The following is a 17199-nucleotide window of genomic DNA, read 5'->3' on the forward strand; positions in this document are numbered from 1 at the left end:
AACGGGCGCAAGACGAAGGCTGGCGGTAGCGTCACGCTGAGCATCCCGAGCATGCAGCGCTGCATGCTCGGGACAGACTATCGATGCCCGACAGACCTTGTGCTACTTGCCGAAGTTCAGCATGCGCTCGAGCGGCTTGAGCGCCCGCAGTCGCAGCGCATCGTCGACGAAGATCTCGCCTTCGCCCTCGCGTAGCGCGCCCGCCAGATTGTCCAGCGCGTTCATCGCCATCCACGGACAGTGTGCACAGCTCCTGCAAGTGGCGCCGTTCCCGGCCGTGGGCGCCTCGAACAGCAGCTTTTCCGGCACCGCCTGCTGCATCTTGAAGAAGATGCCGCGGTCGGTGGCGACGATCAGCTTCCGCTGGGGCAACTCGCGGGCCGCCTTGATCAGTTGTGAGGTGGAGCCGGCCACATCGGCGAGTTCCACCACGCTGCGTGGGGATTCGGGGTGCACCAGCACTGCAGCATCGGGATGCAGCTTCCTGAGGTCCAGGATCCCCTTGGCCTTGAACTCCTCGTGCACGATACAGGCGCCGTCCCACAACAGCATGTCGGCGCCGGTCTTCTGCTGGATATAGCCGCCCAGATGCTTGTCCGGTGCCCACAGGATCTTCTCGCCGCGCGCCTGCAGATGTTCGATCACGTCCACGGCGATGGAGGACGTCACCACCCAGTCGGCACGCGCCTTCACCGCCGCCGAGGTGTTGGCGTAGACCACCACGGTACGCTCGGGATGCTGATCGCAGAAGGCGCTGAACGCGTCGGCCGGACAGCCCACGTCGAGCGAACAGGTCGCTTCCAGCGTCGGCATCAGCACGCGCTTCTCCGGGGAGAGGATCTTGGCCGTCTCGCCCATGAAGCGCACCCCGGCCACCACCAGCGTGGATGCCGGATGGCGTGCCCCGAAGCGGGCCATTTCGAGAGAGTCCGCCACGCAACCGCCGGTCTCCTCGGCCAGTTGCTGGATGGCATCGTCGGTATAGTAATGGGCGACGAGCACGGCGTTACGCTCGGCGAGCAGCCGCTTGATCTCGTCGATACGCGCCTCGTCCTCGGCGGGAATGCGCGCCGGGCAGTAGGCGCGCGCCAGGTGCTCCTGCACCAGGGCTTGGGATGTCATGGTCGTCATCGTGTCTACCACTGTGACTGGCAGGGGCTCCCCCTGCGTTTTCAGGTACGCCCGCCCTCGATCATTTCGAGGTGAGACGCTCCGATGACCATGTTACTGCGCCCGGTCAACGATGCCCAGCCTTCCCCCGCCGACAAGGCCCGATCCCCGGGAGAACATATTGGCGCGCCCAAACGAAAACGCCCTCGCATCCGAAGATGCGAGGGCGGTATCTGGTGGGTCGTGTAGGATTCGAACCTACGACCAATTGGTTAAAAGCCAACTGCTCTACCAACTGAGCTAACGACCCGCAACTTGCCTTGCGGCAATTCGTCATGCAGTAAGCGCGGCGGTGATGGTGGGTCGTGTAGGATTCGAACCTACGACCAATTGGTTAAAAGCCAACTGCTCTACCAACTGAGCTAACGACCCGCCGCCGTCGGTTTTCCCACGTCTCATCACGGCCGTACCGCGAGAGGATGGTGGGTCGTGTAGGATTCGAACCTACGACCAATTGGTTAAAAGCCAACTGCTCTACCAACTGAGCTAACGACCCCCCGACAGGGCGCAAATATTACTGATAACGTTCGGAACTGACAAGTCTTTTTTCAACGACGCAGCGTTCGAAGCCGCTGCGCCTTGCGATACGCCCGGCGCTCAGCGTTCACGTCGCGGCGTGCGCGGCTTTTTCAGCGCGGTGACAGGGCGACGCTTATGCTTGTCGCGACTCCAGCGATTCTTCTCGTCGGGCGTCAGGTCCGGCACCTTGCGCTTCTCCAGCCCGGCCAGGGAAGCCAGCTCATCGATCTCATCCTGGGTGAGCTCGACCCATTCGCCGGCCTTGGCCCGCTTGTCGATGAAGATGTTGCCGTAGCGCACGCGCTTGAGGCGGCTCACTGTCAGCCCCTGCGACTCCCAGAGGCGACGCACTTCGCGGTTGCGCCCTTCCATGATCACTACGTGAAACCAGGTATTGACGCCCTCGCCGCCGAACTCCTGCACATCGGTGAAGCGTGCCGGGCCATCATCGAGCATCACGCCCTCGACCATGTTGACGACATGCTCGCGGCGCACCTCGCCCATCACGCGTACCGCGTACTCGCGCTCGACCTGGGTCGAAGGATGCATCAGGCGATTGGCCAGCTCGCCATCGGTGGTAAACAGCAGCAAACCGCTGGTATTGATGTCCAGGCGGCCGATGGCGATCCAGCGCTCACCCTTCAGGCGCGGCAGGCGTTCGAAGACGGTACGCCGGCCCTCGGGGTCCTTGCGCGTGCACAGCTCACCCTCGGGCTTGTTGTACATGATGACCCGGCGCGGCGTCTCTTCGCTGGAGCGTAGATTGATCGGTCGATCGTCGAAGGTGACCCGATCGCGCATCTCGATACGATCTCCCAGGCTCGCCACCTTGCCGTTGACCTTGATGCGCCCGGCGCTGATGGCGGTCTCCATTTCGCGGCGCGACCCGAGTCCGGCCCGGGCCAGGACCTTCTGCAGTTTTTCGGTGTTCGTGTTCATGACTCAGACGTATTCTCGTCAGATGGGTGTGCCGTATCCGCCGCTTCGTCGTCCGTCGAGACGATATCCTCGTGACGAACGGTCTGCTGGCGGGCACGTTCGGCCAGGCGGGCTTCAAGATCGGCGAAGCTCAGTCCCGACCGCTCGGACGCCGTCCCGGCGTGTGAATCCACGTCGGCCATCCCGGCCGTCGTGTCGCTTGTCGGCCCCGTATCGGCGCCGCTTTCCGTATCGCTTTCAGCCGACTGGTCCCGCAAGGTACGCGCAGGCTCAGGCAGGCTCTCGTCGAACTGGGCTTCGAGTGCTTCGAAGGCGTTAAGTTCATGCATCGGCGGCAGAGCATCGAGTGTCTTCAGTCCGAAATCGTCGAGAAACTGGCGAGTGGTGGCGTAGACCGCCGGTCGGCCGGGCACGTCGCGGTGGCCGACCACGCGGATCCAGCCACGCTCGCCGAGAGTGCGCATGATCGAGCTGCTCACCGCGACGCCGCGTACTTCCTCTATGTCTCCACGGGTCACCGGCTGGCGGTAGGCAATCAGCGCCAGCGTCTCGAGCAGGGCCCGCGAGTAGCGCTGCGGCCGCTCATCCCACAGCCGCGAGACCCAGGGCGACAGCCGCTGACGAATGCGCAGCTGATAACCCGATGCGGACTCGATCAGCTCCAGAGCGCTATTGCTCAGCCTCGCCTCGAGTGCTTCCAGCGCCTCGCGCAGCTCACGCCGAGGCGGGCATCGGCCCTCGTCGAACAGCGTCTCCAGCCGCTCCAGCGACACCGGCTCACCCGCCGCCAGCAGTGCCGCTTCGAGAATCTCGTCCAGGCCTGCGTCGCGCTCACTCACCACAGTTTTCTGTCCTGCATCGACGCCATCCGGTCATCCTCCGCCTCGGCAAAGGCGCTTTCTCCCGCGCTGTCCGTCTGTTCCTCTGCCACGCTCTCCTCGCCTGCCACCGCCGTGCGTGCACGCACGTGGATCGACGAGAACGGCGCGTTCTGCACGATTTCGATCATCGCCTCCTTGGCCAGCTCGAGAATCGCCATGAAGGTGACGATCACCCCGGCGCGCCCCTCTTCGAAGGTAAACAGGGTCTCGAAGGGGGTATAGTGCTCGGCGTTCAGGCGCTCCATGATCTTCAGCATGCGCTCGCGGGTCGACAGCACCTCGCGGCTGATCTGGTGCGCCTGGGTCAGCTCGGCGCGGCGCAGGATACCCGAAATCGCCCTCAGCAGCTCGTCGAGTTCGACTTCGGGATGCACCACCCGCGGCTCGAGCCGGGGCAGCCCGGCCTGGGCCGGGAACCAATCACGCCCAAGGCGCGGCAGCTCGTCGAGCCCTTCGGCGGCCAGCTTCAGTTGCTCATACTCCTGCAACCGGCGGATCAGCTCGGCGCGCGGATCCGTCTCGTCGTCCTCGGGGTCGCCCTTGGGCGGGCGTGGCAGCAACGAACGCGACTTGATCTCGGCAAGCATCGCCGCCATCAGCAGATATTCGCCGGCCAGATCGATCTCCAAGGCCTTCATCAGCTCGATGTACTCGATGTACTGATGAGTGATGAGCGCCACGTCGATGGCCAGAATGTCGAGATTCTGACGCCGGATCAGATAGAGCAGCAGGTCGAGCGGCCCCTCGAATGTCTCGAGAAAGACGCGCAACGCCTCCGGCGGGATGTAGAGATCCTCCGGAAACTCGGTGATCGGCTGATCGTGCAGGCGCGCCAGCACCGTCGCCGTGGACAGCGCGGCGACCCGTTCGGGCGACGTGACGCCGGTGGACGTCTCACTCATCGAATGACCTGCAGCACATGGCGATTCCACGCAGAGCAACCAAACGCGCAGTCTACCAAGCTCGGAGCGGGGACTGAATGCACCGGCGGTCGAAAACGCCAGCGCCATGCATGCCGCTGGCAGCCGGTAAAGACGTGCTTACGGGCCGGCCTCGTCAGCAGCTTGCCGAGACAGGGCAATTGCACAACGGGAAATTTTCCTTTACGCGATAGTTATTGTCCCTCGCTCACAAAAGCCTAAAGCAAACTCAATTTAAGATAATCAGGCCCAACCAAGTCCCGCTCGGCATGACAATAGATTGGAGAGCAACACGACTTGTGGACATATGGGTCAGCTCTACATGCCTGCCAACTTGCCATTGGCGGCCTATCAAGTGAGCGGGAAACACGCAGCCATCAAGTATGCCGCACTGGCGGGAGCGCTGGATGAAGAGTCTGCGATCGGAGAATCTCTGTTTGCATTCAAACGAGCAGGAGCGGATATTATTATCACTTACTATGCAAAAAATAGCGGAGATTATGCAAAAAGATCCATACCATGAACATTGACGAAACATCATGGTACATACACAAAGAATCTAATTGACAATTTGTCATGACAACCCAAGGCGATATCTCACGAATCAAGAGCACCAACCGAGAAGACTACCAGCGGACCAAGTGCTTGGGCGCGGTCATGGCTAAAGAATATTCTCTAGGCACCACGATCCCTACGCATCGACACGAACGAGGTCAGCTCGTATATGCTTGCTCAGGGCTTATGGAACTGCGTACGGACTCGGAGCTTTGGATTATTCCCCCAATGCGTGGTGTATGGCTACCTCCTGGTACAGGGCACTCCATGCACGCCCGCACCCCTGTCTCTCTACGCACACTATACTTGGACGTAAGTGATAAAGGACACACATTCCCCAGTTCACCTTTAGGCATTATCATCAGCCCACTCTTGAGAGAGCTATTGATACGCGCCTCAACCTTCCCTATCGAATATGAAGATGACAGCTATGAAAGTCGTGTGATACGACTAATCGTTGAAGAAATAAAATGGACAAGAGATACCTCTTTGCACATTTCCATTGCAGCCGATAGGAGAATACAAAAAATATGCAACAGCTTAATTGAAAAACCTTCGGATAACCGCCAACTGGAAGACTGGGGGCGTGAAGTCGGCGCAACCAAGCGTACATTGACTCGACTATTTACCAATGAATTTGGAACGACTTTCATTTATTGGCGCCAGCAGTTGAGAATCATGAATGCCCTGCCACGTCTGTTACAGGGTGAGTCCGTGACGGATGTCTCCCAATCCTTGGGATATAATACACCCAGCGCTTTTACGGTCATGTTCAAACGCATCACGGGACGCACCCCCAGACAATATATCAAAGAAGCCAAAGCCGACTAGGAATGTCCTCTCCTAAGGGATATATGTCATTCTGACATGCACTCCCAAAATCGAACTTCCATAGAATGCAGATAGCGCCCCTTGATGGAAGTTCACTTATGACCAGAGCCCTTAACAAAGCTTCGCCGAGCCAGCACACCTATTACCCTATCGTTTTATTATCGACCTTCCTCCAAGGTTCATCCTTTGTCGCTGCAAAAATCTCCTTACTTGACATGCCACCACTCTGGGTTGCAGCACTGAGGTTTTTTGTTGCGGCATTATCTTTACTTCCTGTTGCCATGACACATCATTTTCGATCCAATGCATCCTTACGCAGCCTCCCTTGGGGAAGGCTTTGTATATTAGGTTTATTACAAACCACAGGCGTCATGGCCTTCCTCAACATTGGACTGCTTTATACCACCTCGTCCACCGCTGCGATCCTGATGGCAAGCAATCCTTTACTCGTAGCCGCCTTGGCGGGCGTGGTATTGGGGGAGCAGGTATCTCGTCGAGGTATTGGCGGTATTCTGTTGGCATTTGTCGGCGTCGTCACTTGTATTGGAGGTGGCCAGCTGGGGCGCAACGGCATCGGCATTGGAGAAATATATGTCATGCTAGCCTCGACCTGCTGGGCCCTATCCACGCTTTTCAACAAGAAATCAGCACTCAGTGTATCTCCATGGATCATCACTTTCTGGCAAATGCTGATCGGATCAGTCTTGCTATGTGCAATAGCCTTTGTGGAAGGAACACCTCTAGCATTACCCAGCACACCATATCATTGGTTGGCTTTTTTATGGTTAGCCATTCCCGCTTCGACCGGCGCCATGGGCACATGGTTTGCGGCACTTAAAATAGGTGGAGCCGTTCATACCAGCGGCTTTCTTTTTTTATGCCCTTTATTTGCAGCTCTGATTTCCTTTTTCATCACTGGCAACGTCATACAAGCACATGAACTATTAGGAGGAGGCTTGATAGGAACAGGAATCTATTTAATCTCCAGGTCTGAACAATCAGCAAAAAGGAAAGCGTATTAAGGTTCCTTGTCAGGATCGGATCAGGGCTCCGACTCGGCACTGTCCGCCTTGCGGTAGCGCCCCACGTAATCGAAGAGTTTCTCGCGGATCTGCCAGTAGCGCCCCACCTTACGGCCGATGACGAAATCCGGTGCCCGCAGTCTCTGCTGCGCCTCGATCACCTCCCCGGGACTCGCCGGCTGCCAGGATGGGCCCGGCGCGCGCAGATGCCGGCGCAGGAACACCGCCGCAAAGGCACCGCGCTGGGCCGGGGTTTCCAGGGCGAACCACTCGTCGAGCGTGGCACCGTCTTCATCGTGGTAGGTCACCTTGAGGCGTGGCAAGCCCCGGCCATTGACACTGGCCGTCAGCTGCATGCCGCTGACTCGCAGCACCTTGGCGTCCTTGAGGCGCAGAGCATCCTTCAGCTTGTCGTCGGGGTCGACCAGCCGCTCGCCGCAACCGTGACAGGTCCGTGCCGCGATATCGTTCTCAGCACCGCACGCTTCGCAGGTCTTGAAGCGGAAGCGGAAGTCGCATTGCCGGGAGCGGCCGGACTCATCCTCCACCAGCCCCTGACAACGTCGGCCGTAGTGTTCGATGACCAGCTCGCCGTCGCGTTTGCCCCAGAACAGATTGGCGTGGCCGCAGTCGGGACACTCCACCTGCACCGGCTCGGCGTCCGATGCCGGCTTGGGCGTGCCCACCTCCGGCGCGTACAAGTCCCAGGGATTTCCAGCGTAATCGAGAATCAGGCAATCCTGCTTGCCCGGCGCCAGGCGCAGACCGCGGCCGACGATCTGCTGATAAAGCCCCACCGACTCGGTGGGGCGCAGAATGGCGATCAGATCGACATGCGGGGCGTCGAAGCCGGTAGTAAGCACGGCGACATTGACCAGGTACTTGAGCTCCTGCGCCTTGAACGCCGCGATCAAACGCTCACGCTCGGCGGATTTCGTCGCGCCGGTGATCAGCGCCGCCTCTGCCGCAGGCAGATAGCCCATGATCTCCTCTGCGTGGGCCACCGTGGCGGCGAAGATCATCACACCGCGGCGCTCGGCGGCCCGCGCGACGATCTCGCCAATGATCATCGGCGTGGCGCGATTGCCACGTACCACACGGTTCAGCTCCTCCTCGGCGAACAGCCCACGCGAGGTAGGCGAGAGCTGCGAGAAGTCGTAGCGTGCCTCTTTCCCATCAACAAAAAGGGCGGCATCCATGCGTACCGGTGGCGCCAGATAGCCCTGCTTGACCATCAGACGCAGCGGCTGTTCGAACACGCAATCCCGGAAGAAGCAGCCGGCCTCGCCGCGCACCATGCCGTGATAATGACGATGGTAGATGAACCCCTGTCCGAGCCGGAACGGCGTGGCGGTGAGGCCCAGCACCTTGAGGCGCGGATTGATATGCTGCAGATGCGCGATCACCTGACGATAGCCGGAATCGTCATCCAGCGAGACGCGGTGGCATTCATCGATTACCAGCAGGGTGAAGGTGTCCCCGTCGCTCCGGGTCGGCTCGAACGCCGCGAGATTGCGCACCACCGACTGCACCGAGCCGAACACCACCTGACGCTCCGTCTCCTTGCGCCCGAGCCCGGCACTGAAGATATCCGCCTCGAGACCGTAGGCCTGGTACTTGGCATGGTTCTGCTCGACCAGCTCGCGCACGTGAGCGAGCACCAGCACCCGACCACGGGCAAGGCGCGCCAGCTCGGCGATGACCAGCGATTTCCCGCTGCCGGTGGGCAGTACCACCACGGCCGGCTCGTCGGAACCGCGAAAATGCTCGACGACGCGCGTGACGGCTTGCTGCTGATAGGGACGTAGTGCGGGAGGCGTGGCGGACATGAAAGAGGTTATCGACATGAAAGGTCCATTCTACGCGCTCCGACGCCGCGACCCAAGACACGGCGGCGATGCGAGCCGGTTTCAATGTCCTGGTAAGCAATGCACTCGACCAAGCGCCGCCGTGTCTCCCGTTGGCTTATTCCTCCCTTGTCCTGGCGGTTCGTGTCCGTAGCCACTTGGCGCTTTCATCGACCACCAGCAACGTGGCGGCAATGCCCAGCAGGACGACCCAGGTCTGCAGGGATACCGGTGCGATGCCGAGCACGTCGCTGAGCCCGGGAATATACATCGCAGCGATATGGAGGCCGTGGGCGGCGAGAATCGAAACCAGCAGCAACGGGTTGCTGCGCAGCGGTACCGCGAACAGCGAGCGATTCTCGGAGCGACAGCTCAGCAGATGAATGTTCTCGAACAGCACCATCAGCAGCAGTGTGATATTGCGGGCCTGACCCTCGTCCATGCCCATCACCGAATACAGATAGAAATAGACGCCGAACGCCACCAGACCGATATAGAGCCCCGACACCAGCACGTTCTCGACCATGCGCCGGTTGAAGATCGGCTCGTCGGGCGAACGCGGCGGTCGTTTCAGCACGCCCGGCTCGGTCTTTTCGAAGCCCAGGGCGACGTCCTGTATGCCGTTGGTGACCATGTTCAACCACAACAGCTGCACCGCGGTCAGCGGAATCGGCATACCGAACCCCAGCGCCAGCAGGAACAACAGCACCTCGGCGGCACCGGTCGCCAGCAGCAGCCATACCACCTTGCGTACGTTGTCATAGGCGGTGCGCCCCCACTCGATGCCGGGTACGATCGAGGCAAAATTGTCATCGGCAAGAATCAGATCGCCGCTGCTGCGGGCCACATCCGTACCGCTGGCACCCATGGCGATGCCGATGTTGGCGCGATCCAGCGCCGGGGCATCGTTGACCCCATCGCCGGTCACCGCGACGAAGTGCCCGGCGCGCTGCAGCGATTCGACGATCTCGGTCTTCTGCAACGGCTCGACCCGGGCGAAGACCCGTGCGCGGCCGATGCACTCATCGGCCGTGTCGCCCGCCTCGGACAGCGCCTTGCCGGTGATCACCTGATCGCGATCCTCCGCCAGCTTGAGGCCATGACCGATGGCAAACGCCGTATCCGGATGGTCGCCGGTGACCATGCGCACGCCGACACCGGCGCCGTAGCACTGCTCGATGGACTCGGGCACCTCGTCGCGTACCGGGTCGATCATCGCCGCCAGGCCCAGGAACTCCAGGCCACGCAGGTCGCTTTCATCGGTCCCGTCCACCTGGCCGCCGGCAACCGCCAGCATGCGAAAGCCTTCGTCGGCCCACGCCTTCTGCTGCTCCTCGATGGCACGTCGCGTGTCGTCATCGAGGCTGCACATGTCCATGATCGCTTCGGGCGCGCCCTTGGCATGCGCCACCAACCGATCCTGCGAGGTGTTGAACACGGCGCTGAAGAACTTGGACGACTGGAACGGAATACGCTCCCGTTCGGGATAATCATTGGCCAGCGCCTGACGATCGATCCCCAGCTTCTCGGCGAGTACCAGAAAGGCGAGATCGGTACTGTCGCCTTCGGTACTTTCGATCTCGCCGTCATGAATCTCCAGTTCCCCCTCGCTGGCCAGGGCACCGGCCATGGCCAGCGTGCACAGGCGCTCCCGGATGGCGTCATCCGCGCGTTCTCCGTCGACCGTCACTTCGCCCTCGAGCGCACGCGCTTCACCGCCGATCTCGGCATGCTGCTGCGGGTCCAGCCATAGCCGCTGTACGGTCAACTTGTTGGCCGTGAGCGTCCCCGTCTTGTCACTGGCGATCAGCGTACAGGAGCCCAGCCCTTCGACGGCGGCCAGACGGCGCACGATCACGTTGCGCTTGGCCATGCGCGAGGAAGCCACCGACAGCGCCACGGTGATGGCCACCGGCAACCCGGCGGGAATGGCCGATACCGACAACGCCACGGCCAGGGTGAAGATATCGATGAGCGCCATGCCGCGGAAGAACTGGACCGCCGCGACCCCGGCCACCACGAGCAACGTGAACACTGCGATCCAGCGAGTCAGGCGCTTGAGCTTTTGCACCAGCGGCGGCGTACCGCTTTCGCCCTCTGCCAGTTCCTCGGCAATCTGACCGATCTCGGTGTCCTTGCCGGTGCGGATGACCACGCCCATGGCGCGCCCGCCCATCACCGAACTTCCCGAATGCAGCAGGGTCTGGCGCTGCGCCAGCGGCGTCTCTGCGTCGAGCTGCGCCTCGGCGTCCTTGTCGACCGGATTGGATTCACCGGTGAGCATGGATTCATCAGCCTGCAGGCTGGAGCTTTCGACCAGGCGCAGATCCGCCGGTACCTGACTGCCGGATTCGAGCAGCACGATGTCCCCCGGTACCAGCGCCGAGGCCTCGATCTCGCCCTGCCCGCCGTCACGCAGCACCTTGGGGCACATGCGCACCACCGACTGCAGCGCCTCGGCGCTGGACTCCGCCTGGCGCTCCTGAAAACAGCCGACCAGGGCATTGATGAGCAGGACGGCGCCGATGAACACGGCATTGGCTACGCTGCCGGCCGCCAGGGAGACCCCGGCGGCGATCAGCAGAATGTAGATCAGCGGATCGGTGAACTGGCGCAGGAAGATGCGCACCAGGCCGGCCCGTTTGTCCTCGGGCAGTTCGTTGGGGCCGTAGCGTTCGAGACGTCGCTTCGCCTCCTCGCTGCTCAGGCCGTTATCGGTATCGCTGTCGAAATGCTCGACGACTGCCTGCGCCGACTCGGCGTGAAACGCCATATCGGCTTGCCCGTCTCGTCCCTGATCCGTCACGCACACCTCCCGTCATGCTTGCCATACCGGAGCTGGATGCAAGCCTCCATCGTGAACCCAGCATAGCAAGGCTGTGCGGCTCTTAGGGGAAGACGAAAAAAACCGCGAGGGTGAAGTGACCCCCAATAGTTGGACGGTTCATTCAGTCGGCGCTCAAGGCCTGAGTCCTGTATTGCACGGGGCTCAGGCCTTTTAGTTTCATCTTGATTCGCTCGTGGTTGTAATAATGGATGTACCGGTCGAGGCCCTGCTGCAACTGCTCGACAGTGTCGAACCGGCTCAGATGGAAGTACTCGGCTTTCAGGGTGCCAAAGAAACTCTCCATCGCGGCATTGTCCAGGCAGTTGCCCTTGCGTGACATGCTTTGCGTCAGCGCCTGCCCTGCCACCAGGGCACGATAGGCGGGATGCTGGTAATGCCACCCCTGATCGGAGTGCAGCAGTGGCCGGTCCGAGTTCTTCAAGCGGCCAAACGCCTGATGCAGCATGCGCTTCACCAGTGAGAGGTCGGGACGCCTACCGGTCTGATAGGCCACGATTTCGCCGTTGTAGAGATCCATGATGGGGGAGAGATACAGCTTCTGCCCGTCGATGTTGAACTCCGTGATATCAGTGACCCACTTCTGGTTGGGACCGGGGGCCTGAAACTGGCGGTCGAGTACATTGGGAGCTACACGCCCTACCGATCCTCGGTAAGCGCGATACCGCTTTGGCCGAACCAGAGATTTCAAGCCCAGTTGCTGCATCAAGCGCTGGACAGTCTTATGATTGATCGTCTCGCCTGCCTGGCGGAGGACAGCAGTGATACGACGATAGCCATAGCGCCCTTGGTGACGTTCATAGGTTGCCTGGATACGCGCCTTCAGGGAGGCGTACCGATCGGCAGCGTCCTGCCCCTTGATCCGGGAGTAAAAGGTACTGCGCGGCAGCTCTGCCGCACGTAGCAGCAGAACCAGCGGATGCTCATTCCTTAACCCTTGGACGGCTTGGGCTTTTTGCCCCGCATCGCCGCCCGCTTCTCGCGGGTCAAGGCATCGAGCTTTTTTAGGTAGGCGTTCTCCGCCCGCAGGTACGCCAGTTCCTCGAGCAACTCCTCGTGGGAGCGTTCGCGATCAGGCGGGGGTGGCGATGAAGAAGGCTTCTTGGCCATCGGGCGTCGTCCCTTTCGCTTCGGCGCCAGCGCGCTCAATCCTCCACTATGATACTGCTGTTCCCATCTGCCAATAGCACCACACTCACGGATATCGAACAGGACAGCAGCCTGGCGCCGTGACAAGCCATCCCGCCACATCCTCTCAAGTACCGCCAGCTTGAATGCCGCACTGCGGCGGTGACGGTACTTCCTGCGCAGGCCCAGCGCGCCATGCTGCCGGTAGTTGTCCCGCCATTGCCGTAGGCTCGACTCGTCCAGGCCATGCTGGCGAGCCAACTCCCTTAGGCTGGTGTCCTCACGTAAACACTGCTGCACCACCCGCAGCTTGAACCTTTCGTCGTACTGCTTCTTCATAAAAACACCCCGAAGGTTGGCTTGGCTGTCCAACTTTCGGGGTGCAGTTCAGACCGGCTGCGGGTTCGTGACGCGACGCATGGCGGGAAGACTCAGTCCACCCACACCCTCGCGTTGCGGAAGATACGCATCCAGGCACCGTCGCGGGTCCACTCCTGAGGGCGCCAGGAGTTATTGATGGCGCGGGTGACGCGCTCGGGATGCGGCATCATGATGGTGACGCGCCCGTCCGGTGTGGTCAGCCCGGTGATGCCCGAAGGCGAGCCGTTGGGATTGGCCGGGTAGCGGGTGGTGGCCTGTCCGTAGTTATCCACGTATCGCAGGGCGATCTGTCCGTTGCCTTGCATGGTACGCAGGTGGGCGCTGTCGCGGAACTCGGCGCGCCCTTCGCCATGGGCCACGGCGATCGGCAGGTACGAGCCCTCCATGCCGGCCAGAAACAGCGACGGACTCCGCTCCACCTCGACCATGCACACCCGCGCCTCGAACTGCTCCGACTCGTTGCGCACGAAGCGTGGCCAGTTCTCCGCGCCGGGAATCAGCTCCTTGAGCTGGGAGAACATCTGGCAGCCATTGCACACACCCAGCGCGAAACTGTCGTCGCGGGTAAAGAACGCCGCGAACTGCTCACGGGCACGAGCGTTGAACAGCACCGACTTGGCCCAGCCGCCACCGGCGCCCAGCACGTCGCCATAGGAGAAGCCGCCACACCCTACGAGTCCCTTGAAAGTGTCGAGGCTCACCCGACCTTCGAGGATATCGCTCATGTGCACATCGATGGCCTCGAAACCGGCACGGTCGAACCCGGCCGCCATCTCGACGTGGCCATTGACGCCCTGTTCACGCAGGATCGCCACCCGCGGACGGCTGCCGGCATTGACGAAAGGCGCGGCGATGTCCTCGTCGACGTCGAAGGTGAGTGTCGCCGACAGCCCCGGATCCCGCAGGTCGAGAAGGGCATCGAACTCGGACTTGGCGCAATCGGGATTGTCGCGCAGCGCCTGCAGGCGGTAACTGGTCTCGGCCCAGGTGCGCTGAGTAATGGCGCGAGTGGTCTCGAGCAGCGGCTCCTCGAACAGCGTCACGCGGACCTGATCGTCGTAGCGCGGCCGGGCGATGACGCCACAGGTCTCGAGACCAGCAGCGGCAAACTGCGCAAGGACGAACTCGGTATCGCGGCGATTGACCTGGATCACCGCGCCGAGCTCCTCGGCAAACAGCGCATTGAAGGCTTCGTAGGCGTCGTCCACCAGCCAGTCGAGCTTGATCTCCAGCCCGCCGCGGCCGGCGAAGGCCATCTCCAGCAGAGTGACCAACAGACCGCCGTCACTGCGGTCGTGATAGGCCAGCAGCTTGTCGTCGGCATTGAGCCCCTGGATGACGGCGAAAAACGCCTTGAGATCCTCGGCGTCGTCGAGGTCGGGACACGCATTGCCGACCTGGCCATAGACCTGGGCCAGCGCTGAACCGCCCAGGCGGTTCTGGCCACGCCCCAGGTCGATGAGGATCAGGTCGCTCTCGTCCTGATCGAGGCGCAGTTGCGGGGTCAGCGTCTTCAGCGCGTCGCTCACCGGAGCGAAGCCGGTGGCGATCAGCGACAGCGGCGCGGTGACGCTCTTCTCCTCGCCTTCCGCGCCCTGCCAGGCGGTGCGCATGGACATGGAGTCCTTGCCCACCGGAATGGCGATGCCCAGTTGCGGACAAAGCGCCATGCCGACCGCATGCACGGCGTCATACAGCGCCTGGTTTTCACCGACATGGCTGGCCGCACTCATCCAGTTGGCGGAGAGTTTGATGTCGGAGAGCTTCTCGATGGGTGCCGCGGCCAGGTTGGTGATCGCCTCGGCGACTGCCAGACGCGCGCTGGCAGCGGGATCGATCAGCGCCACCGGCGGACGCTCGCCCATCGCCATCGCCTCGCCGGCGTGGGTGTCGTAGCTCGCCGTGGTCACCGCGCAGTCGGCCACCGGCACCTGCCAGGGGCCGACCATCTGGTCGCGGGCCACCAGCCCGGTGATCGAACGGTCGCCGATGGTGATCAGAAAGCTCTTGGAGGCCACCGCCGGTAGACGCAATACGCGATCGAGCGCCTCGCGCAGGTCGAGATTGTCCAGCCCGATGCCCGGCATCTCGCGACTTTCGCGGCTGAATTCGCGGCTCATCTTCGGTGGCTTGCCGAACAGCACGCTCATCGGCAGATCGATCGGCTGGCTGTCGAAATGGCCGTCATGCACGTTGAGATGGTGCGCCTCGGTCGCTTCGCCCACCACCGCGTAGGGACAGCGCTCACGCGCGCACAACGCATCGAAGGTGTCGAGATCCTCGGCGGCCACTGCCAGCACGTAGCGCTCCTGGGCCTCGTTGCACCAGATTTCCAGCGGGCTCATGCCCGGCTCGGCATTGGGCACCGCACGCAGTTCGAAGCGCCCGCCGCGATTGCCGTCCTTGACCAGCTCCGGCAACGCGTTGGAGAGGCCACCCGCCCCCACGTCGTGAATGAAACGAATCGGATTGGCATCCCCCAGCGCCCAGCAGCGGTCGATGACCTCCTGAGCACGGCGTTCCATCTCGGCATTGCCGCGCTGCACCGAGGCGAAATCGAGATCCTCGCTCGAGGCTCCCGAGGCCATGCTCGAGGCCGCGCCGCCGCCGAGACCGATCAGCATCGCCGGCCCGCCCATCACGATCAGCTTGCCGCCTACCGGAATCTCGCCCTTGGCCACGTGCGCCTCACGGATATTGCCGTAACCGCCGGCGAGCATGATCGGCTTGTGGTAGCCGCGGCGCTCGATGCCGCCGGCGCCGACCGCGTCCTGCTCGTAGGTCCGGAAGTAGCCAGTGAGATTGGGACGTCCGAACTCATTGTTGAAGCTTGCCCCGCCGACCGGCGCCTCGAGCATGATCTCCAGGGCGCTCTGGATGCGTTCGGGCCTGCCGTAGTCGAAGGCCTCCCAGGGCTGGACGAACTCGGGGATACGCAGGTTGGAAACCGTGAAGCCGGTCAGCCCCGCCTTGGGCTTGCCGCCGATCCCGGTGGCCCCTTCGTCGCGAATCTCGCCACCCGCCCCGGTGCCCGCGCCGGGATGCGGCGCAATGGCGGTGGGATGGTTGTGGGTCTCCACCTTCATCAGGATGTGGATCGGCTCGCGGCTCGCCACATAGCGCGCACCATGCTCGCCTGCGGCCCGTCCGGCTTCGGAAGCCTCAGCCGTTCGCGCAGCATCGGGCGCATTAACGCCTTGCGCGGCATCGGGCGCGTTGAAAAGCAGCGGGGCAGGATAGAAACGCGTCGCCGTACTGCCGCGAATCACCGCGGCATTGTCGCTGTAAGCGGAAAGAATGTCGTCGGGCGAGCATTCGTAGGTGTGCTTGATCATCTTGAACAGCGAGCGCGGCTGCGCTTCGCCATCGATGATCCAGTCGGCGTTGAATATCTTGTGACGGCAGTGCTCGGAGTTGGCCTGGGCGAACATCATCAGCTCGACGTCACTGGGATTGCGACCGAGCCCCTGAAACGCCTCGAGCAGATAGTCGATCTCATCGTCGGCGAGCGCCAGGCCCAGTTCCGCATTGGCGGTCTCGAGCGCCTCGCGACCGCCCTCGAGGACATTCACCTGGCCCAGCGGCGCGGGCGCGTGATGGGCGAAGAGCTTGGCGGCATCGCTGGTGTCGGCCAATACGGACTCGGTCATGCGGTCATGCAGCAAGGCGACGATGGAGGCGAAGGCCTCCTCGCTGGGTCCCCCGGCAATCACGACCCGGTAGGCCACGCCGCGCTCAATGCGCCGGACCTGGCCGAGGCCACAGTTGCGGGCGATGTCGGTGGCCTTGGACGACCAGGGCGACAACGTGCCCAGCCGCGGCACCACCAGCAGCAGATAACCGTCGGTCGGTGGCGCCTCGTCACGTGGCTGGCCCTCGCCACGTGAATGACCATAGTCGAGCAGGTTGTCGAGAACCTCTCGGGCAGTGGCGTCGAGTTCGCCGTCGTGGTCGATGAAATGCACATAGTCGGCATGCAGCGCCTCGACTTCGGGCACTGCCGCCCGCAGGGCGGCCAGCAGCTTGGCATGACGGAAAGCGGAAAGGGCAGGCGCTCCTCGCAGTTCGAGCATGTCGAAAGAAGCCTCTAGGACAACATGGAAAGGGTGCCGTGAGCGGCGAGCAATGCCCGCCATGATACTGGAAAGAGGAGAAAAGCGC

Annotated in this window: 11 protein-coding genes and 3 tRNA genes; 3 read left to right on the forward strand and 11 right to left on the reverse strand. The window is 62.1% G+C overall.

The annotated features are described in order from the left end of the window. Positions 1-102: 102 nt before the first annotated feature. The 7 genes from nadA to ACYQ12_RS15055 form a co-directional block, all read right to left on the reverse strand. On the reverse strand, positions 103-1131 hold the full coding sequence (gene nadA, locus ACYQ12_RS15025; protein ID WP_459873277.1) for a quinolinate synthase NadA: 1029 nt from the start codon (positions 1129-1131) through the stop codon (positions 103-105). A 213-nt stretch (positions 1132-1344) separates the two neighbouring features. After that, positions 1345-1420, reverse strand: a tRNA-Lys gene (locus ACYQ12_RS15030). Positions 1421-1466: 46 nt separating this feature from the next. Then, a tRNA-Lys gene (locus ACYQ12_RS15035) sits at positions 1467-1542 on the reverse strand. Between the two features lie 48 nt (positions 1543-1590). Beyond that, positions 1591-1666, reverse strand: a tRNA-Lys gene (locus ACYQ12_RS15040). A gap of 101 nt (positions 1667-1767) precedes the next feature. Continuing rightward, complete coding sequence (rluB, locus tag ACYQ12_RS15045) at positions 1768-2628, reverse strand: 23S rRNA pseudouridine(2605) synthase RluB (RefSeq protein WP_459873279.1); 861 nt, start codon at positions 2626-2628, stop codon at positions 1768-1770. Then, positions 2625-3467, reverse strand: coding sequence for an SMC-Scp complex subunit ScpB (gene scpB, locus ACYQ12_RS15050; protein WP_459873281.1), 843 nt, complete (start codon positions 3465-3467; stop codon positions 2625-2627). Before scpB ends, rluB begins: the two co-directional genes overlap by 4 nt. After that, the gene (locus tag ACYQ12_RS15055; protein ID WP_459873284.1) at positions 3464-4411 is read right to left on the reverse strand and encodes a segregation and condensation protein A; all 948 of its coding nucleotides are present in this window, start codon (positions 4409-4411) and stop codon (positions 3464-3466) included. The genes scpB and ACYQ12_RS15055 overlap by 4 nt, the downstream gene beginning before the upstream one ends. 340 nt (positions 4412-4751) lie before the next feature. On the opposite strand from ACYQ12_RS15055, the gene ACYQ12_RS15060 reads away from it, so the two are divergent. From ACYQ12_RS15060 to ACYQ12_RS15070, 3 genes are all read left to right on the forward strand, one after another. After that, complete coding sequence (locus ACYQ12_RS15060; RefSeq protein WP_459873286.1) at positions 4752-4952, forward strand: hypothetical protein; 201 nt, start codon at positions 4752-4754, stop codon at positions 4950-4952. 134 nt (positions 4953-5086) lie between these two features. Then, a complete protein-coding gene (locus tag ACYQ12_RS15065; RefSeq protein WP_459873288.1) occupies positions 5087-5815 on the forward strand; it encodes an AraC family transcriptional regulator in 729 nt (242 codons plus the stop codon). Positions 5816-5913: 98 nt separating this feature from the next. Next, on the forward strand, positions 5914-6837 hold the full coding sequence (locus ACYQ12_RS15070) for a DMT family transporter (RefSeq protein ID WP_459873290.1): 924 nt from the start codon (positions 5914-5916) through the stop codon (positions 6835-6837). Between the two features lie 20 nt (positions 6838-6857). On the opposite strand, the gene radD is transcribed toward ACYQ12_RS15070, so the two are convergent. The 4 genes from radD to purL all read right to left on the reverse strand — a co-directional run bounded on the left by radD (position 6858) and on the right by purL (position 17111). After that, entirely contained in the window at positions 6858-8684 is a 1827-nt protein-coding gene (radD, locus tag ACYQ12_RS15075) for a DNA repair helicase RadD (RefSeq protein ID WP_459873292.1), read from the reverse strand. Positions 8685-8802: 118 nt separating this feature from the next. Beyond that, positions 8803-11490 carry a cation-translocating P-type ATPase gene (locus ACYQ12_RS15080; RefSeq protein WP_459873294.1) on the reverse strand — a complete coding sequence of 896 codons (2688 nt, stop codon included), beginning with the start codon at positions 11488-11490 and terminating at the stop codon, positions 8803-8805. A 142-nt stretch (positions 11491-11632) separates the two neighbouring features. Then, a protein-coding gene (locus ACYQ12_RS15085) for an IS3 family transposase (protein WP_459873296.1) occupies positions 11633-12996 on the reverse strand; the annotation gives its coding sequence in 2 pieces (ribosomal slippage) (positions 11633-12537 and positions 12537-12996; 1365 coding nt in all). 92 nt (positions 12997-13088) lie between these two features. Further along, positions 13089-17111, reverse strand: coding sequence for a phosphoribosylformylglycinamidine synthase (gene purL / locus ACYQ12_RS15090; RefSeq protein ID WP_459873298.1), 4023 nt, complete (start codon positions 17109-17111; stop codon positions 13089-13091). Positions 17112-17199: the final 88 nt, after the last annotated feature.

It is taken from the genome of Halomonas shantousis (assembly GCF_054654615.1).